20 protein-coding genes are annotated in these 24,708 nt (G+C 42.3%); 12 read left to right on the top strand and 8 right to left on the bottom strand.

Translation table 11 applies throughout. From position 1 onward, the window contains the following. Positions 1–142 precede the first annotated feature (142 nt). Positions 143–838, top strand: coding sequence for a hypothetical protein (locus tag C2M32_RS06765; protein ID WP_105167704.1), 696 nt, complete (start codon positions 143–145; stop codon positions 836–838). A gap of 13 nt (positions 839–851) precedes the next feature. Here the strand turns inward: C2M32_RS06765 and C2M32_RS06760 are convergent, their stop codons facing one another. Both C2M32_RS06760 and C2M32_RS06755 read right to left on the bottom strand, forming a co-directional pair. Further along, positions 852–1,565: an SIR2 family NAD-dependent protein deacylase gene (locus C2M32_RS06760; protein WP_105167703.1), complete on the bottom strand. Its 714-nt coding sequence runs from the start codon at positions 1,563–1,565 to the stop codon at positions 852–854. A gap of 8 nt (positions 1,566–1,573) precedes the next feature. Continuing rightward, positions 1,574–2,482 carry a DMT family transporter gene (locus C2M32_RS06755; RefSeq protein WP_105167702.1) on the bottom strand — a complete coding sequence of 303 codons (909 nt, stop codon included), beginning with the start codon at positions 2,480–2,482 and terminating at the stop codon, positions 1,574–1,576. A gap of 343 nt (positions 2,483–2,825) precedes the next feature. Between C2M32_RS06755 and C2M32_RS06750 the strand changes: the two genes are divergently transcribed. Further along, positions 2,826–3,194 carry a hypothetical protein gene (locus C2M32_RS06750; protein ID WP_105167701.1) on the top strand — a complete coding sequence of 123 codons (369 nt, stop codon included), beginning with the start codon at positions 2,826–2,828 and terminating at the stop codon, positions 3,192–3,194. 125 nt (positions 3,195–3,319) lie between these two features. Then, a complete protein-coding gene (locus C2M32_RS06745) occupies positions 3,320–3,916 on the top strand; it encodes a porin family protein (protein ID WP_105167700.1) in 597 nt (198 codons plus the stop codon). Positions 3,917–4,023: 107 nt separating this feature from the next. On the opposite strand, the gene C2M32_RS06740 is transcribed toward C2M32_RS06745, so the two are convergent. From C2M32_RS06740 to C2M32_RS06725, 4 genes are all read right to left on the bottom strand, one after another. Then, the gene (locus tag C2M32_RS06740; protein WP_105167699.1) at positions 4,024–4,263 is read right to left on the bottom strand and encodes a hypothetical protein; all 240 of its coding nucleotides are present in this window, start codon (positions 4,261–4,263) and stop codon (positions 4,024–4,026) included. A gap of 69 nt (positions 4,264–4,332) precedes the next feature. Further along, positions 4,333–7,146, bottom strand: a complete 2,814-nt coding sequence (locus C2M32_RS06735; protein ID WP_105167698.1) for a TonB-dependent receptor domain-containing protein — start codon at positions 7,144–7,146, stop codon at positions 4,333–4,335. 435 nt (positions 7,147–7,581) lie between these two features. Beyond that, positions 7,582–10,392, bottom strand: a complete 2,811-nt coding sequence (locus C2M32_RS06730; RefSeq protein WP_105167697.1) for a TonB-dependent receptor — start codon at positions 10,390–10,392, stop codon at positions 7,582–7,584. Positions 10,393–10,592: 200 nt separating this feature from the next. After that, positions 10,593–12,977: a DNA polymerase II gene (locus C2M32_RS06725; RefSeq protein ID WP_234401247.1), complete on the bottom strand. Its 2,385-nt coding sequence runs from the start codon at positions 12,975–12,977 to the stop codon at positions 10,593–10,595. A 24-nt stretch (positions 12,978–13,001) separates the two neighbouring features. Here C2M32_RS06725 and dinG point away from each other — a divergent pair, with 24 nt between their 5' ends. The 9 genes from dinG to C2M32_RS06680 all read left to right on the top strand — a co-directional run bounded on the left by dinG (position 13,002) and on the right by C2M32_RS06680 (position 23,226). After that, a complete protein-coding gene (dinG, locus tag C2M32_RS06720; protein ID WP_105167696.1) occupies positions 13,002–15,074 on the top strand; it encodes an ATP-dependent DNA helicase DinG in 2,073 nt (690 codons plus the stop codon). Continuing rightward, a complete protein-coding gene (locus C2M32_RS06715) occupies positions 15,075–15,854 on the top strand; it encodes a TSUP family transporter (protein WP_105167695.1) in 780 nt (259 codons plus the stop codon). Continuing rightward, positions 15,848–16,450: a primosomal replication protein gene (locus C2M32_RS06710; RefSeq protein ID WP_199886137.1), complete on the top strand. Its 603-nt coding sequence runs from the start codon at positions 15,848–15,850 to the stop codon at positions 16,448–16,450. Before C2M32_RS06715 ends, C2M32_RS06710 begins: the two co-directional genes overlap by 7 nt. Next, positions 16,447–17,352: a histone deacetylase family protein gene (locus C2M32_RS06705; protein WP_199886138.1), complete on the top strand. Its 906-nt coding sequence runs from the start codon at positions 16,447–16,449 to the stop codon at positions 17,350–17,352. The genes C2M32_RS06710 and C2M32_RS06705 overlap by 4 nt, the downstream gene beginning before the upstream one ends. Before the next feature lie 34 nt (positions 17,353–17,386). After that, positions 17,387–17,659, top strand: coding sequence for a late competence development ComFB family protein (locus C2M32_RS06700; RefSeq protein WP_105167692.1), 273 nt, complete (start codon positions 17,387–17,389; stop codon positions 17,657–17,659). Next, on the top strand, positions 17,656–17,817 hold the full coding sequence (locus C2M32_RS06695) for a DUF2496 domain-containing protein (protein WP_105167691.1): 162 nt from the start codon (positions 17,656–17,658) through the stop codon (positions 17,815–17,817). Before C2M32_RS06700 ends, C2M32_RS06695 begins: the two co-directional genes overlap by 4 nt. 84 nt (positions 17,818–17,901) lie before the next feature. Further along, the gene (locus C2M32_RS06690) at positions 17,902–18,693 is read left to right on the top strand and encodes an NPP1 family protein (RefSeq protein WP_105167690.1); all 792 of its coding nucleotides are present in this window, start codon (positions 17,902–17,904) and stop codon (positions 18,691–18,693) included. A gap of 294 nt (positions 18,694–18,987) precedes the next feature. Beyond that, positions 18,988–22,110, top strand: coding sequence for an efflux RND transporter permease subunit (locus C2M32_RS06685; protein ID WP_105167689.1), 3,123 nt, complete (start codon positions 18,988–18,990; stop codon positions 22,108–22,110). Positions 22,111–22,119: 9 nt separating this feature from the next. After that, the gene (locus tag C2M32_RS06680; RefSeq protein ID WP_199886130.1) at positions 22,120–23,226 is read left to right on the top strand and encodes an efflux RND transporter periplasmic adaptor subunit; all 1,107 of its coding nucleotides are present in this window, start codon (positions 22,120–22,122) and stop codon (positions 23,224–23,226) included. A 72-nt stretch (positions 23,227–23,298) separates the two neighbouring features. On the opposite strand, the gene C2M32_RS06675 is transcribed toward C2M32_RS06680, so the two are convergent. Both C2M32_RS06675 and C2M32_RS20990 read right to left on the bottom strand, forming a co-directional pair. Continuing rightward, positions 23,299–23,877, bottom strand: coding sequence for a hypothetical protein (locus C2M32_RS06675; RefSeq protein ID WP_105167688.1), 579 nt, complete (start codon positions 23,875–23,877; stop codon positions 23,299–23,301). A 33-nt stretch (positions 23,878–23,910) separates the two neighbouring features. After that, positions 23,911–24,036, bottom strand: a complete 126-nt coding sequence (locus tag C2M32_RS20990; protein ID WP_267894520.1) for a hypothetical protein — start codon at positions 24,034–24,036, stop codon at positions 23,911–23,913. Between the last annotated feature and the right edge of the window lie 672 nt (positions 24,037–24,708).

Below are 24,708 nucleotides of genomic sequence, written 5' to 3'. Positions count from 1 at the left end.
TTTATCACTCTGTTCATATTTAAACGTAATACAGGCCATAACTTAAATGATACACACTCTCCGAGTGAAATTATAAGTCTCCCTTTTTAAAGCATTTTATTCTACACTGAAGCTAACTAAACATGGTGGTGATGGCAACAATATGGGTCAGCAAGAATCAATTATTAAGTTGGTAGAACTAATAAAACATCAGGATGCACAAGCACTCATTGAGTTTTATCAGCAAAGCAACAGCAATGATAATATCGCGCAACTCAAATACCTATATCAACAGGCTCAAAGCGACCAAACGCTCTATCAATTTTTTCAAGATTTGGTCAGCACACTATTTGAAAAAAAGCCAATCCCAAAATTGCTGATCGCTGGGATTAATGACATTGATAAGTTGACATTTTTTACCCCTGCCCTGAGCGCTAGTGAAGGCTTTAACCAGCAAAATGAGCATGGCAATACCGTACTGCATACCCTTCTAGGACGCTCACAGCCCATAGCGCCGCCTTTTAACTACGTTCGCTCTCTCATGCTATTCGAGCGCAATGAATCCCTAGCAAAAGCTTTAGCCTGTAAAAATGCTCAACAGCTTATGCCGATGGATTGTTATCTCGCTTTCAATCCTTGCTTTGATGCACTGCCGGCACACGAGCTTACTGCCGCGCTGGCTTTACTTGAGGCACAAGTTAAACAACAGCCCAGTCAGGCAAGCACTTTGTTGTTGATCTGTAAACATTTGAAAAAAAGTCCGAACTTCTCAAAGCTAGACGGTAATAATCACCGTATTTTGCTACTCGGCGCGGCGTTTGAATGTGCTAGTGAAGAAGTAATGACCCTGCTCAACTAGTCATGGCAGAAAACTAGCGTTTGATGTACTCAACCGCAGGCATCGCATAATAAGTCACTTTGTCGTACAAAATGTGCGTAGGCTCTGGGTCTACTACCTCAACTTGAATATGATTATGACGGGCTATTTCCAGCGCCATTTGAGTAATATTGACACTAAATGAGGTACCAATAAAAACCATTTTATCCGCAGCTATCATCATTTCTTGAGCACGGCTGATGTTATATAAATCCGTGTAATACTCATCAAAGAGCAATACATAAGGTTTCAGTGACTTATTGAGTTCTGGCCCACCTTGAGCAATCTTAAAAATGTCCAGTAGCGACGCTTTAAGGTTATTTTCATCAACCTCATGCCAAGGCGCAGATTCAATTGCGACCTCATCTCCTTGGTGATGAAACAAGGTTACTTTATCAATGCGTCCATGCACAGAGATATAGTCTTTATTACCAGCTTTACCGTCTAAACCATCGATATTTTGCGTTATCAGTTGCTTGTTTGCTAACCAAGTATGTACGTCGTTGGGGCCGTGATCGCGATATGTCACAAAACGCTTATAGTACCAACTCAAGAACTCGCCTGGGTTATGTTCATACATCGCCCTCGTCGCCATTTGCTGTGGGGTATAATTACGGCTGCCAATAGTCCAGAATCCATCTTCGCCCCTAAATGTGGGTATACCACTTTGTGCACTGACACCTGCGCCTGTAATGTATAAGGTGTTCATTAGTTCGTCTACCTATCCCTTTTTACTTGATTTTTCGCTGGTGTAAACCACTTAAGCTGCTCACCAAATTGGAACAGCGCTAAACTCAAAATAATAACTGTCGCTCCAATTAACAAACTGCCTGTAAGAACTTCGTTATTGAGCCATGCACCCAATGCAATAGCAAATCCGGGTGTGATAAGCGTTGTCAAAGCCACCGTACTAGCGGGCAGTTTTTGCAAAACATGAAAATACGCTAAAAACCCTAGTAGTGAGCCAATAACGCCTAAATAAACCGTGGACCAAACGGATCTCAGTTGCCATTGTTCAATCGCCGTCGTGCCATCAGCCAACCACCAAACAAGCGCAAACAGAGGCGTAACAAATAACAGAGCCCCAAAAGTCGTGGCCATAGGATGAATCGCTACTTTCACGCGTTTGATAAGAACCCCACTGAGGCTAAAGCAGCATACGGCTAAAAAAACATAGCATAAACCAAGGGGCGCTAAGTCCAACTGCTGAATTTGCGCTGCACAAATCAAGTACAAGCCACACAATGCGAGCACCAAAGCGAACACTTTAATCGGCGTAAACTTAGCTTCACCAAGTAGCTTTTGAGCAAGCAACCCAGACAGTATTGGTGCGATGCCAAATATCAGTGAGATCACGCCGGATGGAACAGTTTGCGCAGCCAAGTAACTCAATAGCATTCCCCCTAAAATACCGAACGCGGAATACATGTAGAGCGTGCAGGCACGTCTATGCCAAGGCACCCGAATATTACCGATTGCGATGACCAATCCAGCAAGAACCAAAGCAATTGACATTCGCATCAACACGCTTAATGTCGGCGGTATTGTCTCACTGCTCCAAACAATTCCCAATGGCGTCGTTGACCACACTAAGATCACAAACAAATAGGATGCCTGAACGGGCATAATCTATATCCTTGCCAGTTTGGACGATAAAAGGGAGAAAAACTTTGAGGCTAACCGCTTTTATCATCGCGGTTAGAAAAAACAATTAACCGCAGAGCACAAGCGAGCGCATCACAACGTTATTTCGTTGCCATGTGGTCAGCTTTGTCAGTAGCGTTAATTGAGTCATAAAAGTATAAAAATTCAGAAGTTTATTGAATTTACAGTTGTATCAAATTAAGGGCATAAGTCAATTGAAAAATGCTCTAATCAACTTTTATTTTCTAAGTTATTCGAAATGAACTGCTAGACAAAATAACCTCGTTCTTTAAAATTCATGACGAATCTACAAGGTTGCTTATTCATGCAAATATTCACTTATATTTTACTCGCTATCACGATTAAAACATCACTATTAGGCTTGGGCATGGTCAGCCTACTTATTTCTCTTATTGCACTGCTGTTCATCAAGTTTATCGCCGCCGATATGCCAGAATACCACACTAAGCGTTTTGCCCGTGCATTTAAGGTAGCCGTGTTTGCGCACTTATCCGCTTATGGATTACTTATAATCAAGTTAGCATTTGTAGATGGATTGCGGGACATCCCTGCATTTATTGCATCTCATTTGATCATACATCATATACTCAGTGGGGCTATTGCAGGCGGGTTGACCTTATACGGGATAAAGATATTTATGTACGCTAAAGCAAGCACCTTAGTCCAAAAATAATCCAAATTAATACAGCTACTTACATTTTCTGACATACTTCCACATCCCCTCACAAACCCACAACAGACTCTCACATTGCTACTGGATAGACTGTTCGCAAGTTAAATGAATAGGAAGTGTACATTATGAAAACGCGCTCAATTATCCCTCTCACATTGCTGGCTTTAGCAAGTTTTACAAGTCAAGCAGAGCAGAACAACGAAACCCATCGTATTGGTGTACAACTGCAAGGCGGTGATGCCGAATATAAAAACTCCAGCCAAGATGGCGATGGTGTCGGTTCACTTTATCTCTACTATAACTACCAGTTTGATTCAACGTGGGCGTTAGAGATAGGTATCAACGGCGGCAGCGAGGCCGATGACTGGGACTGTAAAGACATCACAAATGATAAATTTGTTTGTAACCGAAACGACAATCTATTATTTGAACTTGATGCCAATAAGCTGGACTACAGTAACTTTGTTGTCGCTGCTAAGGGCCAATACCAAATCACCGACAATAGTCATTTCTATGGCAAATTGGGGGTCCAACTGTACGACTATGAAATCGCACAAAATAGCAAAATACTCAAAGAGGATGATGGACTTGGATTATTTGCCGAAGCTGGTTGGCAATATGACTGGGACAATGGCATAGCTGTAAACGTAGGCTGGCAATATATGGACATGAATGACTTAGATACAAGCTCACTCGCGTTTGGGGTAAGTTATAGATTCTAATTAGATGTCTGATTTATCAAAGTTTTGGTGTTGGAAGTGAGGTGATTTAACTACACATTATAAACACCAAAACTTTATATATTCATGTACAGATACATTTTGACTAGTTACCTACTATTTTCACCAACTGTGCCGGCACGTTGATGGTTTCGCAGTGAATCATGTGATTCCGATCGAATTAGTTCACGCTGTTCTTTCGTCGTGCACCGCTTCTTAGGTATGCTACTACCTAAAGTCTTAACTTGCTCACATCGATACCCATCACCCTTTGCAACATCATCATTGGTTGTTGAGTTGCAGCCCATTAAGGGAACAGAAAGTAATGCCGCTAATAAGATTTTTTTCATGTCAATTTCCTTATCTCTTATCTCACAGAACAAAAAGCCACTTCGAAAAGTGGCTTTTATCTTCATAGATTAGAATGTGTAATCTAAGCTAATGTAGTAAGTACGTAATAACTGGTCATAATAACGACCTTCATAACCTACTAGGTGACCTTCAGGGTCTGCCAACGACATAGGTGGAGCTTTATCTAATAGATTGTTCACACCAAATGTAATGTTCATGTTCTCGATACCAGAGTAATCAATCTTATAATCAAGAGTCATGTGTGACGGTATCGCAAGTTGTACTTGTTCAGTTGCAAAACGCGTCTGCTCATCACCTTTATCATCAAAGAACTTTTCGGTCGCTGGGTTAGCAATTGTACCTTTACCAACCGTTGTCGCAGCATCTTTCCAACCAGACTTATATTTCATACGTAACGTGTGTGAGAAATCACCATGAGTTAACGTATTGGTGATATTTACGATATTTCTAAACACCACGTCTTGGTCTACACCGTAGCGACCTAAGCTACTTGTCCACTGATAAGGGAATACACCAGCAAGAGTATATTGTGATTTATCAATGTAAGTACCTTGTACCATAGTTTTCAACTGGCCAAATGAGAACTCATTGTTCAACATTACTTTCCAGTCATAACCCGCAGTTTTATTTTCACCAATATTGATTGGGGCTTTGATAACACTTAACAGTTTATTTGTATCATCAGAGCGATCTGGTGCAACAATGAAACGCTCATCAAACAATCCAGGGTTATTGAACATGTAGTCTTCGTCTGGACGTTGTACCTGTTCTTTAATATTCACTGACCAATAGTCAAGCTCAAATGAGAAGTCCGTTGACGGCGAGTAAACAAAACCGATTGAACTTTGCTCTGATGTTTCTGGCTTCAATGAGTCACTACCTAGGTGGAATAGCTGATACTGCAAGCTACCTGGAGGACAGAACTGTGCACGAGAATCAGACGCTGGTAATGGGCAGCTATAAGCCGAAGAAGTCACCCCAAACGGCGTAATTGGTTCAGCAATTTGAAGTAACGTTGCAGCTCTGAAGCCTGTACCCGTCGAACCACGGACAACTATGTTGTCTGTTGCTTGGTAACGGAAGCTCACTTTATACGTCGTGTCGCTCTCGTCCTTATTTACATCTCCGCCGCCCATATTGTTTGAAACAGCGCCGATAGTGTCATAACGAGTTGCTACATTGAAGCTTAGATCTTCAGTTGCAGGTAGTTGCAACTCAACAAATGCACCGTATGATGCTCTTTCTAGATCGTAGTCAAAGTCACCACCACCGTCACCAAAACGACGGTCTGACTTATTCGCTGCTGAACGAATCTTTTGGTATGAGTTGATTCGATAATCTGCACCATAACCTACGTAAGCTTCGCCTGCTGGTAGCTCGAATGCAGCCTGTGATGCTCTGAAGTCAATTGAAAGAGATTCTGTTGTAGTCGTGTCATCTTTTTCACGGTACTTAGCTTCTTCCAACGCTTTTAAGTTGTTCTCATCTTTAATAAACTCTTCGTAAGACTGGAAGATATCAATTTTACCAGCACCAACATAGTCTACGAATTTCTCGTTATAGTAACCATCAAGTAACGAGTCTACACGCTGAGATTTTGAATAAACCACGGCAGTGTTGAAATCAACTTTATCAAACACTACACCTTCAAAACCTAAGATAGCATTGAACGATTTAGTGTGGTTTTCGTCGGTACGGTTACCACCTGCAAGACCACGCCATCTACCACGGAAAGCAGTTACATTCTCTGCTTGCTCAGCTGTTAGGTGTGGAGCGATGTGCTTGTCAAACAGCACGCTGTCAACTGGGATACGGATGTTACCCGTTGCTTCTGGTGCAATACGGCTAGTCAACGCGAAGTCAGTGTAGTTTACTGTAGCAAATGCTTTCACATCATCAGTTAGCGCAAAGTCAGCTTGAAGCATCAATGCAGTACGCTCATTCTCTGGATAGATTTCTAGCTTACTTGTATAGTCAAATGAGCAGAAAGAATCGCCAGGTGCAAACGCAGTATCAACATCACACTTGCCGTTTACCTTTTCATATGGCGTAAATGATTTTCCTGTTTTATCAGCGAACGTTAAGAACGCATTGCCTGGAACAGAGTTAGATGAACCGTTGATAGCATAATAAGCATTACGATTATGTTCGAACTCAAGGAAACCTGTTTTCGCAAAGTCACGGTCTGATGAACGAAGTGAATCAGTGCTGTCATAGCTTAGTGACGCTACAACACTATAACCATCAGCGTCAAAATCACCAAGGCCTGTTGTCACACTAAAGTTATATGACTCAGCACCATCTTTTGGTTGGTCGGTACGAAGCGCAACTGTAGTGCCTTGGTGCTCAGACTTAAGAATAAAGTTGATAACGCCAGCAATCGCATCTGAACCGTATAGTGCTGATGCACCATCAGTCAACACTTCAACACGCTCAACAGCTGCCAAAGGAATGTTATTTAAGTTTACAGCACTACCTGAACCTGACGTAGCCAAACGACGACCGTTTAATAGCACTAGCGTGTACTGATCACCAATACCTCTTAATGATGCCGTTGCAATACCAGCACCACCACCACCAACTGATGACACAGGAGTAGTAAAACCTTGCATTGAAGGAATTTGTGCTATTAGGTCAGGAACACTAGTAACACCAGTGTTTTTAATATCTTCTGCACTAATCACATCGATAGGTAGTGCACCCGCTAAGTCGGTACCTTTGATACTCGACCCGGTTACCTCGATACGCTCTACTTTTTCTTCACCTTCGGCTGCAAAAGCACTCGTAGAAAGTGCAACAGTTGATGCAGCACCGAACGCGATCGCTAAGCGAACCGCTTTTGATACTTTTGAATTTAACATGTATTTTGTCTCCCTGATTAAAACTAATCAATTGATTTTTATAGTTTTATTTTAATATCTAAATTCGAAACATGGCGTTCCTATTTAGATACAGGGCTCAATACTAAGCTTGGTTGAAACAACAGGTCAACATCTAATGCACCCGATACAGGTCCAAAGAAAACCTTAAAGTACCAAAAATAGCAACATGTAAATAGAATTTGAAAATCCCAAAATCTAAATAAAATCAAATAGATAAAAAAAATGCTTGTTGAACCTGAATTAACTACAAGAAAAAATAATGTTACGTTTACATTCTATTTTCACGGCGAAAATCAACAATAAAAAATTAAATTTATTTGAAATATTTATCAAAAGGTAGCAAATGAAATGTTTTTAGAAGCAAAAAAAACCCCACTTAAAGTGGGGTTTCGAATTTTATTACATCAAACTAACTTAGAAAGTGTAGTCAGCTTGGATGTAGAAAGTACGACCGTACGGGTCTGCATAACGTGGATCGTAACCTACCTGGTGACCAGCAGCCGCGTTTAGAGTAAACGGTGGCTCTCTGTCTAGTAAGTTCTTAATACCGAACGTTACGTTTGCATTGTCGCCGTATGCATATGACAAGCGGTAATCAACAGTGAAGTATACCGGTACGTGTTTCTGGATTAGGCTTCCATCAACTGTCTCGCTCAAGTCAGATCTGTAAACTGTGAAGTTTACATCTGCCGCTGCATCGGTGTAACCACTACGTGCCTTGATGTTCAAGTCATGCGTGAAATCACCATGAGTGAATGAGTTGTTGATGTTGATGATGTTACGGAATGCAACCGCTTCATCTGTACCAACTTTACCTAGGCTTGAATCCCAAACATTATCTTCACCAACACGTAAGCTTTCAGACTCAATCAGGTAAGTACCCATGATACCCGTCTTCAACGTACCGAATGATAGTTCATTCGTTAAGTTGATGCTCCAGTCGATACCTGTAGTTGTTGACTTACCAACGTTATCCGCTGCCTGTACGATAGCTAATACGTCTTTTTCTAGACTTGGATCGTATTTAGTAGTGAATAGGTGGTTGTATGTCTCTGGGTTGAAGAAGATTTGGTTCTGAGTTAGACGTTGAACCTCGTTCTCCATATCAATGTTCCAGTAGTCTACAGACACGCTCGTACCTGTATCACCAGCCCATACGAAACCAAATGTGTACTGCTCAGAAGTTTCTGGCTTCAAGTTAGCGTTACCTTCACGGTATACATCATACTGAAGCTTGTCTGAGTGACACGCTGATTTAAGAGGGTGACCTGATGCTAATGGACAATCGTAAGGTGAAGATGTTACACCAAACTCTACACGAGGCTCAGCGATTTGACGCATAGTTGCCATCTTGAAGCCAGTACCCATTGAAGCACGTAGTAATAGCTCGTCAGTAGGACGGTAAGATAGGCTTAACTTATAAGTTGTATCGTTTTCGCTGTCGTTAACTACTTTGTTACCTTCACGAAGTGAATCAGTGATTTCACCGATGTTGTCGTAACGGATTGAACCTGTAAGCTCTAGATTTTCCATAACTGGAACAATCACTTCAGCGAATGCACCGTAGTTGTCACGCTCAAGATCATATTCAGGAGATACTGACTCATACAATACTACTTGGTTGTTATTACCTTCACCGTTTGAACGTGCGTACTCAGAAGTACGGTAATCGAAACCAACACCTAGGTATACGCTACCAGCGTCTAAGTCAGCGATTGCACCAGAAAGCTTACCTTCAATAGTCGTGATTGAAGTTTCTGTTTTTTCCCATAGACCGTTGAACATTGACGCAGCAACCGCAGCGTTTTCTTCGTCAGTTAGGTCTTCAGGTGCTGCGAAGATATCGATTGCACCAGAGTTTAGTAGTGCTAGGAACTCATCTTGCTTCGGATAACCAGTTAGACGGTTTTGCTCACGCTCTGAATCACCACGAGTTACCGCAAGGTCATATGACCACTCAGAGATTTCACCACGGATACCCGCTGTGATTTGGTTAGTTGTTGTGCTCCACTCGTCAGTACGGTTACCGCCTGGAAGTACACGCCAACGAGCACTGATGCTCACCATGTCTTCTTTAACGTTGTCTGGTAGGAAAGGCATCACGTACTTTTCAGCAAGCGCTGAGTCAGCACTTAAAGGAATACCTGTTGGGTATGGTGCAATACGTGTGATCATTTCGAACCTTGACCATGAAGCATTTGCATACACTTCAGTCGTATCATTTACTGTTGCAACACCTTGAACAAAGATATTGTCACGCTCTGACTCTGGCTGAATCTCTAGTGTGCTTGTGTAGTCAAACTGACACGCACGAGCGCCTGATGGTGCGCTAGTCGCGTGACACGAGCCATTTGCCATTTTGTATGGGTTGAAAGAGTAGGTAGCTCTTTTGTTGTTACCTTCTTCATCAAACAACAGGTTACCATCTTCATCACGTGTGTTATAGCTTACATACGCGTTACCAGGAATAGCACTTGAAGAACCAGCAACCGCTAGTAGGTCTTGGCCTGAATGTTCAAACGAGATGAAACCAGTTTTCGCGAAATCACGGTCAACTGAACGTAGGTTGTCTTGCTCATCGCGGCTGTATGCAGCTGTGATGTTGAAACCATCAACACTTAGGTCACCGAAACCAGTTGTGATTGAGAAGTTAGAGCTTGAAGTGTCTTTTGGCTTGTCATAACGAGCGCTGATAGTCGTGCTTTGAACATCGTCTTTTAGGATGAAGTTAACAACACCCGCGATAGCATCAGAACCGTAAAGTGCAGATGCACCATCTTTTAGGATTTCAACGCGCTTGATAGCCGCTAGAGGAATAGAGTTAAGGTCGATTGTACCGCCTGAATCAGAAGATACCATACGACGACCGTTTAGAAGTACTAGTGTGTACTCAGAACCTAAGTTTCTTAGTGAAGCAGTTTGAACACCGCCACCGCCGCCACCTACTGACTCACCAGCAGCTGTGAAACCCTGCATCGCAGGAAGGTTAGCGATTAGGTCAGGAACGCTAGTTACGCCTGATTTAGCGATAGCTGACGCATCGATAACGTCTAGTGGCAATGCACCTTCTAGGTCAGTTCTTTTGATTGCAGAACCGGTAACTTCGATACGTTCTACTTTCTCTTCACCTTCGGCCGCGAACGTGTTCGCAGAAAACGCAGCCGTAGAAGCAGCGCCAAACGCGATTGCTAAGCGAACCGCTTTTGAAACTTTACTATTTAACATTTGTATCTCCCTGGACTACTTGTTAGTAGCTTGTAATTTTTTATGGGCTTTGCCCTTATGGGAAGTTGCACTCGTGCAACATTCACCATGAATATTAAACAAGCATTGACGTTAGCGTCAACCGCAAATTATTTAAATTTTATAAATTACCACTATCAGGTACAACAATTAAACAACAAATACTAAACATATATTTGATCTCAAAAAGAAAAAAAGCGCTGTTCTGTTAACTGAAAAAGAACATTCTCGTAATCAGGTATCATCATTAAAATGGGATATATCTGCTTTTCTATGTAGTGCTCATAGTCTAACGTGCTGTCATTGAGGTGCATGGAGGGTCCTTTCTTAGTCATGTAATACCTAATAACACTGCCTTTTGATAAATTTCGACTCTGATTGTTCAACACGGAAAGCCGAGCCGCTTTAACATGTGGAGGCACTGTTTTTGTGTATTCCTCTAAGGCTCGACCCAAACGTTTCGAGTAACACAACAACTCATCTACCTCACCGGCCTTGATAGCATCAATGTACCTTTTTGTTATACGCAATACACAATCCCCATCAAACAATGCCCTGATAATATCTTGTTGATATTTCTTCGCTATCTCGGTCCAATCACTACGGACACTTTCCATTCCTTTGAAAATCAACTTTGGCTTACCATTTACATACACTTCACCAACATAACGCTTTTTCGAACCAACCGCTTGCCCCCTAATCGTAGGCATAAAAAAGGTGTGGTACAGTGTCTCAAACTCAATTTCTAGATAACTTCGTAAATTGAAGGAAGCGCGACACTCGTGCTGCCAAAAAGTATTCACCGACTCTACCAAAGCCGCCGCCTCGGCTTCACATTTATCAGCCCCCCACTCATCTGGCAGCTTCACAAATGTAGAGTCCGTATCTCCATAAATTACCTCCAATCCTTGCTTCTCAATTAGCGCTCGCGTAGTCTGCATTATTTCGTGGCCTCTCAAGGTGATTGAGCTAGCTAAACGCGGATCATAAAATCGACACCCTTTCGAGCCTAAGACGCCATATAGGCTATTCATAATGATTTTAATTGCTTGAGAGAGCATGTCATCACGAGCGTACTTTGCCCTTTGCCGAGCTTCAGCTAACTCAGCGACTAGGTTTGGTAGATGATGGCGAGTTCTAGAAAAAGACCCGTTGTGAAACCCACATACTGCATCTTGTGGTGCGCGTAGACCTTCAATTAGCCCCATAGGATCGATACAAAATGTTCGGATAATAGACGGATAAAGACTTTTAAAATCTAATACTGCAACGTTTTTATATAACCCAGGTTTTGAGTCCATTACATACCCGCCGGGACTTTCAAAATTAAGCCCGTGCTCTCCTAAGTTGGGTGCAACGTAGCCACTGCGATGTAACAAAGGTAAGTAAAGATTGGTAAATGCAGCAACGGATCCGCCCATACGCTCCAGCTCAAGTCCGGTTAGTTGACTTCTTGCAATGGCAAAGTCGAGCAGCTTTAACTTCGTAAAAATCGCCATTACCAACTCACAGTCCTTAATGTTATATGCTGCAAGGCTCAATTTATCTTCGTTAAACTGGCGGATGATTTCCTCTAATCTGTCATCTTGCTCAATGAGCTTTTTCTCGCCCAACACTTTTTCTGCCACATTGGACAACCTGAAACTATCAAAGTGATACGTAGCATTTTTTAATGTGTCGATACCATCAATGACCACACGACCTGAGATCATCACTCTAACGTAATTCCCTTTATACACATCGATTGGCTGAGCATCCTTCCCGAGAATAAGCTCAATACCAAGCATTTGTGCACGTTCTGCAAGCACCACAAAATCGAATTCGATAACATTCCAGCCGATAATCACATCTGGGTCTAGGGCCCTCACTTTGTCCATTAATGCAAATAATAAAGCTGATTCATCAGGCACCCAATGAATGTAAGTAGGCACGTCACTGTCTGCGGGGGAATCGCCTATCATAATGACGCAGCGATCTTTCTCACTCACCAACCCAATGGAGAACAAAACCCCCTCACCATTACATTCAATATCCAATGACAACACCGAGAAGGAGGGGCGATAACTGCGATGCGCTTTTAGCCTAACATCTGATAGTTCAACATAGCCTGTCTTCTGCACAGGATTACCCTGTATCCATGCACCACCACGGATAAAACGCTCCATCAAAAAGCGATCACAGTGTCGGATATCTTCCTCGTACAAATTCACCACGCGTTCTAAAATTTGTTTCGCTTGATGATAAGAACGCGTATTTGGACAGTAACAAGCAATCATCTCTTCCTGATCGAAATGCTTTAGCCCTACGCTTTTGAACTGCACTTCTATATTTTCATGCTTAAGCAAACGTTGCGCTTGTTGTTGCTCGCTACACCGAATGAAGAAAACAGGTTGCTCATTGTCTACATAAGCCTTAATTGTGCCTTGATCCGATTTAAGCCAATAACACAACTGCAACCGCCCATGGTGATTGATCTGCTGCCGTGATAGTATGAAGCCTGCATAGACTGCTTGTGCCAAATCCGTTCCCCATCTAAAATAGCCCTTTGACACTGTAATTATATACATATAAATCCAAGTTAGGCGATTCACATGCTTTCAGACGCTCTCAAAAAGACCATTCGGCATACTCATCAAAACATAGCCGACCGCCTAGATGGATACCGTCAACGTAGTAGCCAAAATTACTTAGTCGCAGAAATTGCAAAAACACTGGCAGGGGAATACCACAAAACACAACGTATTTGCGTGATAGAAGCAGGTACGGGAACGGGGAAATCTCTTGCCTATTGCCTAAGTGCGCTGCCAACGGCGTTGGCCAAAAAGAAAAAACTCGTCATCTCAACTGCAACCGTCGCGTTGCAAGAACAATTGATAAATAAAGAACTGCCTTTTTTCAAAGAGCATTGTGGGTTTGACTTTAAGTTTGATTTAGTCAAAGGACGTCAGCGCTATATTTGTGTACAAAAACTCAACGCTGCCCTGAATGAAGACAGTATGCAACTATCAATAATGCCAACTTTGACTTCTCCATTGTCGGATATGGAACAAAAGTGTCTAAAAGATTTGCACAGCGCCTATCAAAACAAGCGTTGGCAGGGAGACAGAGATAGTTGGGCCGATACTATACCTGATAGGGTCTGGAATCTCATCGCTTGCGATAAGCATGCCTGTCAGCGACAAATGAAGTCACATCATTTATGTCCGTTTCATATGGCACGCCAAAAAATGTCACAAATGGACGTATTAGTGATTAACCATGCACTCTTGCTTGCTGATCTTGAACTTGGTGGTGGGAAAATTTTACCCGAACCAGATGACACGTTTTATGTCATCGACGAAGCCCATCATTTACCTCATATCACCAGAGATTTTTCGTCAGCCGCAGCAACCATCAAAGGAACCATTGATTGGCTCGAAAAGTTACTAAAATTTAGCGGGAAAATGGCTGCAACAATTGTCTCGCAAAAAGCCATAGGCCAAAACTTTAAACTAAACGATGCAGCCAATGACGCAAGCAAAGATCTCAAGGCAGTTAGGGATATCCTTGATTCTGCAGACTTTAATTACAATCAAGATGATACCTACCGTTTTGAACATGGCTTAGTGCCCGATTCCCTTATTTCGAAAGCTAAAGACATTAGCGATGCTACACTAGACGTGCTTCGCGCCCTAAATAAAATGCACGATGCGCTCACTGTAGATGTCAGCGATGGTGATGTTAAACCCTATCTGGCCGACCCGTTACTTGCTGAAAGCGGACAATATATCAATCGTCTCGAACAACTTTATAAACTATGGTACAGCTATGCTTGTAAAGGAGAAAATACGCCACACGCGCGCTGGATAAAACGTTTAGAGTATAAACATCACCATGATCACCTATTATGCGATTGTCCTATCGAAGTGGGTTACTATCTCAAAGATAAATTATGGAGAGAGTGCGCTGGTGCGGTGTTATGTTCAGCGACTTTGAGCGCGCTTGGTACTTTTGACCATTTTGCAAAAGAAAGCGGTCTTAGTAATGAACCGGGCGTCAAGTTTATCAAAGCTAACTCTCCGTTTGATTATCCTGCTCAGGCAACACTGCACCTACCTAAAGCAGATACCGAACCAACAGACAAAGCCTTCAGTGATTATCTTGCACGTGCACTTCCTCATTATTTGCAGCGTGATAAAGCTAATCTGGTGCTATTTGCATCGTATTGGCAAATGGACCATGTGGTTAGATTACTACGTAAGGATAACTGGCAAATTTTGGTGCAAGGTGAACAATCAAGAGAAAGTTTATTACAAACTCACAGAGATAATATTGATAAGGGTAAAGGCAGTATACTATTTGGTACCCAGAGCCTTTCTGAAGGCCTCGATTTGCCTGGTGCCTATTTAGAAAATCTTATCATCACCAAAATTCCATTTGCAGTACCCACTTCTCCAATTGAGGAAGCTCAAGCAGAATTCGTACAAAGCAAAGGGGGAAATCCATTTTTATCGATAACCGTTCCCGATGCTGCGAAGAAATTAGTACAAAGCTGTGGTAGACTGCTGCGTAAAGAATCTGATCAAGGCCGCATAACCATATTAGACAGGCGTTTGGTAACTAAACGTTACGGCAAAGCCATGTTAGATACGCTGCCTCCATTTAAAAGACAAATAGATTACTAAATGTTTGAACTTGCGCTCGATCCAATGACCTGGGGACTACTTTGTGTAGTTGCTTTAGCTGCTGGCTTCATTGATGCCATTGCCGGTGGTGGGGGGATGCTAACCGTACCCGCCTTACTAACAGCTGGCCTACCACCACACGTTACACTGGGCACCAATAAACTGGCTTCAAGTTTTGGCTCAATTACCGCTAGCCTAACCTACTACCGCCAGCAATTGTTTAACCCTAAATTTTGGGCTGCCTCCATTTTCGCCACTGCTATTGGTGCCGTACTTGGTACGTTATTAGTAGATTTTCTCAGCACTGAATTTTTGAACAAGTTACTGCCCGTAATCATTATTTTAGTCGCCTGTTATAGTCTATTCGGTAAATTGAGCCCAACGGAGTCTCACACCCTGCCGCCTGTTACGCAGGCCCTTAAAATTAAACAGTGGGTACAGGGACTATGCTTGGGTTTCTTTGATGGTATGGCGGGCCCTGGTGCAGGCACTTTTTGGACAGCTTCCAACAGCATACTTTATAAGATAAGCCTACTGCTAAACTGTGGCTTAGCCCGTTCAATGAACTTTGTCTCCAACTTCATTTCTTTAATTACTTTTGTTGCATTAGGACATGTTAATTTTTTACTCGGCTTATCAATGGGCGTGTTTTTGATGCTTGGTGCGTGGATTGGCGCGCATTCCGCAATTAAATTTGGCAATAAGCTAATTAAGCCTCTGTTTAATACCGTTGTTATAATACTCGCTGGAAAGTTAGTCGTAGAGGCATATTTATCGTGAGTAATGCACTTGAAAAATTACACCAGCAAGTAGCAAGATTAAGTGAGCAAGCTCAGCAATTTGACAATGCAAAGTGGTTTGATAAAAATCGCTATATTCAAGCACAACCCAGCCTATTTGACCGTACCGTGTTTGCGACTAAAAGCCTGCTGCTATGTGATTATGTTGATGAAATTAAAGCACATGTAAAGCATTTGCCGCCCATGGAAAATCGCCACGCATACAGCTTTGCAGTACAGCGCATCGCAACACAAATCGAAGCGGTGATAAAGGTGCTCAAATCGACCCCTGTTTGGGCCAAAGAGAATAAAGCTAACTTCAGCAAAAAAAACAAAGTATATCGTAAAGCAGTGCAAAAAATCATGCAAAGTTCACATGAGCTCTACCAAGAGTTATCTCAAAATCATGAATTTGAGCGCCGATTGCAAGAGATGATAGAGATCCGTCGCGAGCAGTTAGATAAGGCTGACAGTGACCAAACAAAGAAGATAAATCAAGAGATCCTAGCACTGCATGCAAGGCTCGGTCGCTGTAGAAAGGCCATTTCACAAACAGAAGCCAAAATACAACAAGTTGAAAAACAACAAAATCGCTGATGTTATTTTATCATCCTTCTTATTCTGCCTTGCCACTTCCTCCTAGACATCGTTTCCCGATAAACAAATATGCGCTATTGAAAAGCCAGCTATCTACTTTGCAATTAGATAATAAGTTCATTTCCCCAGACAAAGCGCCATTTGAGTCCTTACTGCTATGTCATGACAAGGACTACATACAGAGCTTTATGAATGGCACGTTGTCTCAAAACGCAATCCGAAAGATGGGATTTCCTTGGTCCAACGATCTGGTTGAACGTACTTTATTTTCTGTTGGAGGCAGTATTGCTGCAGCTAAATACGCGTTAGAAAACGGTACTGCTGCTAACCTAAGCGGGGGTTACCACCATGCTCACAAAGATTTCGCTGCTGGATTTTGTATCATTAATGACTTTGCAGTCGCAGCTTGTGATGTAATTGAGCAAGGCCTAGCTGAAACCGTCGTGATTTTTGATTGTGATGTCCATCAAGGTGATGGCACAGCAAGCATACTCTCTAAACACTCCGACGTCATTACGTGCTCTATACACTGTGAGAACAACTTTCCGCGTATAAAAGCTGAGTCTGATTACGATTTTCCACTTTCGGCTAATACTGACGATGACGCATATTTAAATACGGTTTCCCAAGCATTATCTTTAGTATGTCGTCTGCACAAGCCTGATCTGATCTTGTATAACGCAGGAGCCGATATATACAAACAAGATGAACTCGGGCTGTTGGACATTAGCCTCAATGGTGTATACGAACGTGATAGACTTGTGCTGGACTACTGCCATCAACAAGGTATTCCAATCGCAGCAGCAATGGGCGGAGGCTACCAAAAAAATATAACCCAACTCGTTGATGTACATAAGCAGTTTTTTATTGCCCTACTCGCCAACCCAGCTATTATGATATAGATATTATTCGTTATAAAAACGGCAGGTAAGCACAATGAAGCTACATGATGATGTACATAACTATTACGAGAAAATCGTATTGGACAAAATTGTTGAACATAACTTACATGACAAGTACAACGAAGATGTCATGGCTGATTTTTGCTGTACTGTGCTCAATCAATTACCTGCGCGTTATATCCGAAATGACGTGGATATGGCATTTTATTTACCACAGAGTGAACGCATAATAATGGAAGAACAAGTAGAAAAAGCAATCAAATTCGCGAGCGAGCAAGTTGCAAAAAAGAGAAATACGCCACAATGAATAATTCCCTAGATACCGCTCCAAACCACGTAAAACTGGCTGTTGACCTTATCATGTTGCTTGAGCGAAACGAGCTTGAGCCGCAAGAAGTTTTGGCAGCCCTTAAGATAGTAGAGAGTGATTTCGTAAATAAACTTGAGTCTCATAAAAAAGAATAAAAACTCAACACTTAACAAAATACATACAAATATGTCATATTTGCAACTTATCTTAAGTTTACACTTTTACGACGAGTTACCATTATGACAAACACAATTAAATACGTCACATGTACGCTATTCTCCATACCCTTTTTTGGCAATAGCGCCCTCGCTAATGACTTTACAGCGTTAGATAAAGCACTGCCACCAAGTTATATTATTAACGGTACTGAGCCCGTATTTGACTTTGACGGCGACGGTTGCTTACCAAGTGCGGGTATCAGTCGCACAGGGCAACAAAATGCGGGACTAAAGACATCGGGAACTTTAGGTGGTGATTGCCGTGACAGCCAATTTCTAAGAACTTCCAACACCGTACACAGATATGCCTGTCACAATAACGCTCAAGGCCAGTATTGTGCCCACTTCTACGCTCTGTACTTCAAAAAAGACCAAGTGTTTAATTACTTTGGAGGCGGACACCGCCATGACTGGGAATATGCAGCTATATGGACTCACGATGGAATTGTCACTCATGGCAGTTACAGTGCACATGGAGATCTATATACCAAGCCTGCTAGTGAACTCCCTTTTGAAAATGGCCATTTAAAAGTTGTCTATCATAAAGACGGCTTGTTAACCCATGCATTGCGATTTGCAAAATCCCAAGAAATCGCAGAAAACGGCTATAACCGCTTTGTAACACCGAATATTATCAGTTGGTATGAAATGTATGGTGATGGTATAAGCAATCAAGCGTTAAGAGCCAAACTCAACGAGTATGATTATGGTTCAGCCACCCTCCCCGTGAAAGACAGTCGGTTTTTATACAACATCAACCGTTTCAAGCCCGCTTACTATCCCACATTTGAGGCAGCCGATACCCAGTTATAAAAATCTTCTAAGGTGAGCGTCAGTTACACAGCGCCCACCTTTATTTTTATTGCCATTTGCAGCATATTCACTTTTAGTATCTATACTGAATAACGGTCACTTGTATATGTAAATTCAGTGTCTAAAAGTATTTCAAATTATCTAATTTCGTTACAAATTATTGCGGCCTAGTTATTTATCTTAGAATATTGGCTATTGGTCGCTATACCCTGTAGCGAGCGGAAAATAGCCGCTAGCACATCATATTCTTTTGCTAGATACTTAACCGAGCAAAGAAAAAGATTGGATGTTGTTATGAATTTAACACGTAGTTCGCTTAAAAACCCAGCAAGTGTATTGGTAATATTGGTACTGATCATGTTATTTGGCTTAATCAGTATTTTTAAGTTACCGATTCAATTAACACCGGATATTGAAGAGCCTCAGATCACTATTTATTCTGGGTGGCGACAAGCTGCGCCAGAGGAAATCGAGTCTATGATCATCGAACCTCTTGAAAATGCTGTAAAGAACACACCTGGCGCACTCGAAGTCAATACTCAAATTAATCAGGGAAATGGCACTATTACGCTCACTTTTGCGGTAGATGCTGATATGCAGCAAGCCATGCTCGATGTACTGACAAGCCTCAATCAAGCTCCACCGTTACCACTTGATGCCACTGATCCAATCGTCACTTCAGGTGGCGGTGGTGGCCCAGGCTCAGGTGGCCCTACCGCTGCTAGCTTACTCGTTTTGCCACTCAATTATGAAAGCGATAACTTTGATATGGCGGTCTATCAAAAGCAAATTGAGGACTTTATAGAACCTAGGCTAGCACGCATACCAGGCGTATCTCATGTTAACCTCAATAGTCAAAGGCCGCGAGAGTTAAGAGTAACGTTTGACCCATACAAAGCGGCTTCATTTGGTATCAGTCTGAACCAAATTCGCCAAACAATCTCATCTTCCACTGACGTTTCAGGGGGTATCGCGGATGTAGGAAGACGCCAATACACTGTTAGGTTCACTGGTAAGTATGACGTTGATAGCTTAACGAGCATGAGAGTCGGTTATTCTGGCGACAGACCTATCTACCTCGGCGACATTGCAGTTGTAGCAGATACCGTTACTGACAGACGTTCAATGACACTAAGAAATGGTAAACCTGCTTATTACATCACTATATCTCGAAGTAATGAATCAAATACCGTTGCCGTACTTGACGGTATTAATCAGGCCATCGACGAGCTCAACTCAGGCGTACTCAAAGAAGCCGGACTGTCTATTGAGCTGAGCTTTGATGCATCGGTTCATATTCGTAATGCACTACAACTAGTAAAAAGTAATCTTGGCTTAGGTGTGCTTATGGCATGCGGCATTTTATGGTTATTTTTTAGAGGGATCAGAGCAACATTAGTCATCGCGGCAACCATTCCTGTATCTTTAATGGTCGCATTTCTGGCACTGAACTTGTTTGAGCGCAGCCTAAATGTGGTATCACTTGCGGGTCTAGCATTCGCTGTAGGCCTAGTCTTAGATGCAGCAATAATCGTGCAGGAAAATATAGCAAGACTGAAAAGTGAAGGCATGGATAACGTTAAGGCCGCACTGAAAGGAGCAACCCAAGTTAGTGGTGCCCTGTTTGCTTCAACAGCAACCAGTGTTGCGATATTCCTGCCAATTATGTTCATGGCGGGTATCGAAGGCCAGTTATTCTCTGATTTAGCACTCACTCTCTCAATCGCAGTAATTGCTTCTCTCGTCTGTGCATTAACCATAATACCGATTGCCAACAAATATTTACCTGAGAAGGAGCAAACCGTAGACCCTTATCTAAATTACTGGAAAAAACTCACAAAATGGATAATGGCTCTAACCAATAGCCGAAAAAAACAGCTAGCTTGGATAGCAACGCTGCTTGGGGGTTCTGTGATCGTTACGTTAACTTTGCTACCACAGACTGACTTTATGCCAAGAGCGCCTACTGATGGCTTCTTTTATAGTTTAAATACTCCACCTGGTGGAAATATTGGTTTCATGGAAGAAGAAATAGCTCGGCGCGTGAAAGAGCGCGTTATGCCCTACTATACAGGCGAAAAAATGCCAAAAATTAAAGACTTTAACTTTTATGTTTTTGGCTCCAACGCCGGAGGGTTTATTTATTCAGAAGACCCGCAACGGGTAGAAGAATTGATGGATGTCGCAAAGAAAGAGATTTTCCATGACTTACCCGATACTCAGGTGTTCCTTTTTAGAGGCTCCATGATCCAAGTATCAAATGGTGGTGATGGCCGTGCTATTAACATCGATTTGACTGGCCCAAATATGGACGACCTGATCAGCGCTGCACAAGTAGCCTTAGCCGCCGTTAAAGACGCTATTCCACAAGCAACAGCTCAACCACAGCCAAGACTAGATATGGCAGAACCTGAGCTTCGCTTACACCCTGACGACAGACGCATCACTCAGGCAGGTTTAACCAGAAATGATGTTGCACAAGCAGTTCAAGCTTTTACTGGAGGCTTATTCGTAAACGAGTATTTTAACGGTAACGAAAGAATGAATGTGATCCTCAGAGCCAATACATGGGATACTCCTGAGCAACTACAGGCACTTCCAATTGTCACACCCAACTCTGGTATTCAAACTCTTGGAGAACTCGCCTTAGTAGAGCGTACAGTAGGCCCCACGCAATTGCGTAGAGTCAATGGAAAGCGCACAGTATCCATTGTTGTGACTCCGCCAGCTGATATGAGTTTGCAACAAGCTCAAGCGCTTCTTTCTGAGCAAGTCATGCCAAAACTCAGAGATGCTTTACCGACAAACGCAAGCGCAATACTCGCAGGAAACGCACAAAAGATGAACTCAGCTATTGAAGAAATGACCATCAATTTCATACTGGCGCTATTCATCCTATTCCTACTCATGACCGCGCTATTCAAATCTGCAAAAGATAGTCTATTGGTACTGCTAGTGATGCCGTTAGCAATTGCCGGTGGGGTACTCGCGCTGTATATATTGAACCTATTCACCTTTCAATCTTTGGATCTGCTCACCATGATAGGATTCATTATTCTGTTGGGGCTAGTCGTCAACAATGCCATCTTATTAGTCGACCAGACTAGGACGTCAGAGCGCTCAGGTCTCTCTAGAGAAAGAGCAGTACACCAGGCTGTATTACTTAGAGCACGGCCTGTTTACTTAAGCACACTAACGAGTTTATTTGGCATGCTGCCATTGATGCTAATGCCTGGAGTGGGTTCTGAAATATACCGCGGATTGGCAACTGTGATCGTAGGCGGCATGGCCATCTGTGCATTATTTACACTGCTGCTTATGCCCAGTTTGCTAAAGCTGGGGAAAAACAGAGCACCCATTGAAAATAGCGGTCTTAAAACCGATCAACCTAAATTTAATTTAGTCGCCAACCAATAGAGAGTTACTATGTTGTTACCTATCAAACATCTACATTCACGTAAATCAGCTGCCAGCGCACTGATGCTAGCATTGGCGCTTGTTTTTGCAACACCTACAATTGCAAAATCACCAGTTTCTGTTGAGACGGTGTCTTTGGCGCCTTTGAAAAGTTCACTCCTCATACACGGTACATTATACGGTAAACAAGATGTGACTCTAACGTCAGGCGTTGGTGGCCTACTTACATTTGTAGCTGAGCCAGGGAGCTCGGTCAGCAAAGGTGACATATTAGCGCGTATCGATACACTACCATTAGAGCTAGAACAAGCCCGTCAGCAGGAAATGCTTAATCGCGCTCAGATCAATTTGCAGTTCCACAAACAAGAACTAATGCGTTTAACACAACTGGCCAAAACAAGTAGTGCTGCTGCGAGTCAAGTCGATAGAGTTAAACAACAACACGATCTTGCGCAATCTGATATTCAGCTAGCAAAGATAGAACTACGCCTAATCGCCGATAAAATCGAGCGCTCGACCCTTAAGGCCCCCTTCTCAGGTGCTATTAGTGAACGTTTTAGCCACTCTGGACAAGATGTTAACCGTGCTGACAAGCTAGTACGCTTAATTGATATTCACAATTTAGAAGCTAGGCTTTATGTCCCAGTCAAATATCTCAGTAGTTTAGCTAAAGGCTTAACATTACCAATAGCCCCAAGTAACTCTGATATTTCAAATCGTGTAGATGCAACCATCACAGCAATTATTCCAGCGACAGATCCTCGCTCACAGTCTTTTGAAGTCCGAGCAACGCTACCTAAACAAAATGAGCAACATTGGGCTGCTGGTCAATTAGTCGATGTATCCTTGCCGCTAAGCTCTGGAAAACCTGAATTACTAGTCAATCGCGATGCACTGATCTTAAGAAAACAGGGAGTCCACGTAGTACGCATAAATAAGGACAATAAGGCTGAGCAGATCCCAGTCGAAGTTGGAAAAGGACAAGGTAAATATGTTGCAATTAAAGCGTTGGGAGAAAACAGACTAGAGGTGGGAGATTCTGTAGCCGTACGAGGTGCAGAACGTCTATCAACGGGTCAAGAGGTTGAAGTACATCTATCGTCAAACGCGTCATAACGGTACAAACAGTTACTAGCCCAATGAGCGGGTTCACTCATGTGAACCTCGCTCATTTTTTTTACTCAAATCTTATGGATTCTCATCGCCCTGCTGGCGATTGGATGGTTTAAACTTAAAGGTTATAAACTGAAGCAATTTTTGCAAAGGATAGGCGGCCATTAGTAAGCACATGAACACGTTAGTTAATACCACTATTTGGGTATAAATAACTTTTAGAACATCAGTGCCAAATACCACTCTATCAACATATCGTGACATCATTAAAATAACTAACATGCCTGATACGTAAAACCCGTAGGTGGTAATTTTAGCAAAATTACACTTCTTAAAGTTATGCCATTGGATTACTGCGACCATGAACAAACCTTCGTGAATACTATAGCTGATGTAAAATATTTGCCGAACTGCCTGCACACCCACATCAAGCGTGGTTATCACGTCTCTTATGGCAATGCCTATCAGTTGGAATACCATTGAAGTACACACAAAAACAAATAGCGAATGTTCAAACTGCTCTACACTACCGGATTCTGGGCGGTTGAATATCATTGCTCTTATAGAATCCTTGCCAAATGCACCAAGAATTACAAGCGTGAGGATCTTAATGACCGTCAACGTCAATTCTATATGCACCAAAATGCCATTCATAGCAACAAAGCTCCTTTTTTAACCTCTGTTCCTCTATTCGACAACGTTGGTAGCTTTAATTGGTGGTTCATAACCACCACTTGCTCCGCCGTTACCTCCAAAGACTTGTTTTAACAAGTTTTTCGATAATATTTTAAAACTTTTTTTATTAGTATTCATGCAATCTACACCTTTTATTTACATAGCACAATATAGGCCGAACGAATAAACATGCTCGATGACTAACACATACCAACAACCTTCGAACAGTTTTTAAGTACATCTATAAATCTAGCTACTGATTTCAGAAACGCAACGGGCCACATCTGTGTCTACTGCGTGATTGACCACTGATACAATTTCCTTACCGACATATGAATATATTCATATTTAGCTTAATTTAAATCGTATACCAATTGCAACTATTGAAACACTCTACATCCATAATGTTCAATTCAAATGTACTTTACATCTGACTAATACCTGAGCTCTATTTTGCATATTCGAATAATTAAAAACCTCATGAGGCGAATTCTGAATTCCTTGGAGTTTTGTGCGCTAAAGGTTAACAACAATACGCTAGGGTAAAGGGTTAACGACAGCGAACGCAGTGAGTGCGTTTTTATAGAACGCTGAGAGATTCTTAAGAATGTTGAGGGAAGCACCTGTGAAGGTTGCTTACTTCACCTTGCGTAGAACTCTCTGTGTCGCCACTTCGTGGTCACAAAGATTCTGCACGAAAAAAAACCCCGACTCTTTCGAATCGGGGTTTCTCTTATTAGGAGCCTGGCGATGTTCTACTTTCACATGGCAGCTGCCACACTATCATCGACGCTGTTTCGTTTCACTTCT

Source organism: Pseudoalteromonas sp. T1lg23B (assembly GCF_002964665.1).
Classification (GTDB): Bacteria; Pseudomonadota; Gammaproteobacteria; order Enterobacterales; family Alteromonadaceae; genus Pseudoalteromonas.
The sequence above is the reverse complement of the archived record's forward strand: the minus strand, read 5'-3'. Positions and strand labels throughout refer to the sequence as shown.

What these genes read in the sequence shown, in the direction of transcription:
- C2M32_RS20990 (WP_267894520.1), bottom strand. Translation starts at nt 24,036, where the DNA reads ATGAATACTAATAAAAAAAGTTTTAAAATATTATCGAAAAACTTGTTA.
- C2M32_RS06675 (WP_105167688.1), bottom strand. Translation starts at nt 23,877, where the DNA reads ATGAATGGCATTTTGGTGCATATAGAATTGACGTTGACGGTCATTAAG.
- C2M32_RS06745 (WP_105167700.1), top strand. Translation starts at nt 3,320, where the DNA reads ATGAAAACGCGCTCAATTATCCCTCTCACATTGCTGGCTTTAGCAAGT.
- C2M32_RS06735 (WP_105167698.1), bottom strand. Translation starts at nt 7,146, where the DNA reads ATGTTAAATTCAAAAGTATCAAAAGCGGTTCGCTTAGCGATCGCGTTC.
- C2M32_RS06690 (WP_105167690.1), top strand. Translation starts at nt 17,902, where the DNA reads ATGACAAACACAATTAAATACGTCACATGTACGCTATTCTCCATACCC.
- C2M32_RS06715 (WP_105167695.1), top strand. Translation starts at nt 15,075, where the DNA reads ATGTTTGAACTTGCGCTCGATCCAATGACCTGGGGACTACTTTGTGTA.
- C2M32_RS06680 (WP_199886130.1), top strand. Translation starts at nt 22,120, where the DNA reads ATGTTGTTACCTATCAAACATCTACATTCACGTAAATCAGCTGCCAGC.
- C2M32_RS06695 (WP_105167691.1), top strand. Translation starts at nt 17,656, where the DNA reads ATGAATAATTCCCTAGATACCGCTCCAAACCACGTAAAACTGGCTGTT.
- C2M32_RS06700 (WP_105167692.1), top strand. Translation starts at nt 17,387, where the DNA reads ATGAAGCTACATGATGATGTACATAACTATTACGAGAAAATCGTATTG.
- C2M32_RS06730 (WP_105167697.1), bottom strand. Translation starts at nt 10,392, where the DNA reads ATGTTAAATAGTAAAGTTTCAAAAGCGGTTCGCTTAGCAATCGCGTTT.
- C2M32_RS06725 (WP_234401247.1), bottom strand. Translation starts at nt 12,977, where the DNA reads ATGTATATAATTACAGTGTCAAAGGGCTATTTTAGATGGGGAACGGAT.
- C2M32_RS06685 (WP_105167689.1), top strand. Translation starts at nt 18,988, where the DNA reads ATGAATTTAACACGTAGTTCGCTTAAAAACCCAGCAAGTGTATTGGTA.
- C2M32_RS06740 (WP_105167699.1), bottom strand. Translation starts at nt 4,263, where the DNA reads ATGAAAAAAATCTTATTAGCGGCATTACTTTCTGTTCCCTTAATGGGC.
- C2M32_RS06755 (WP_105167702.1), bottom strand. Translation starts at nt 2,482, where the DNA reads ATGCCCGTTCAGGCATCCTATTTGTTTGTGATCTTAGTGTGGTCAACG.
- C2M32_RS06760 (WP_105167703.1), bottom strand. Translation starts at nt 1,565, where the DNA reads ATGAACACCTTATACATTACAGGCGCAGGTGTCAGTGCACAAAGTGGT.
- C2M32_RS06750 (WP_105167701.1), top strand. Translation starts at nt 2,826, where the DNA reads ATGCAAATATTCACTTATATTTTACTCGCTATCACGATTAAAACATCA.
- dinG (WP_105167696.1), top strand. Translation starts at nt 13,002, where the DNA reads ATGCTTTCAGACGCTCTCAAAAAGACCATTCGGCATACTCATCAAAAC.
- C2M32_RS06765 (WP_105167704.1), top strand. Translation starts at nt 143, where the DNA reads ATGGGTCAGCAAGAATCAATTATTAAGTTGGTAGAACTAATAAAACAT.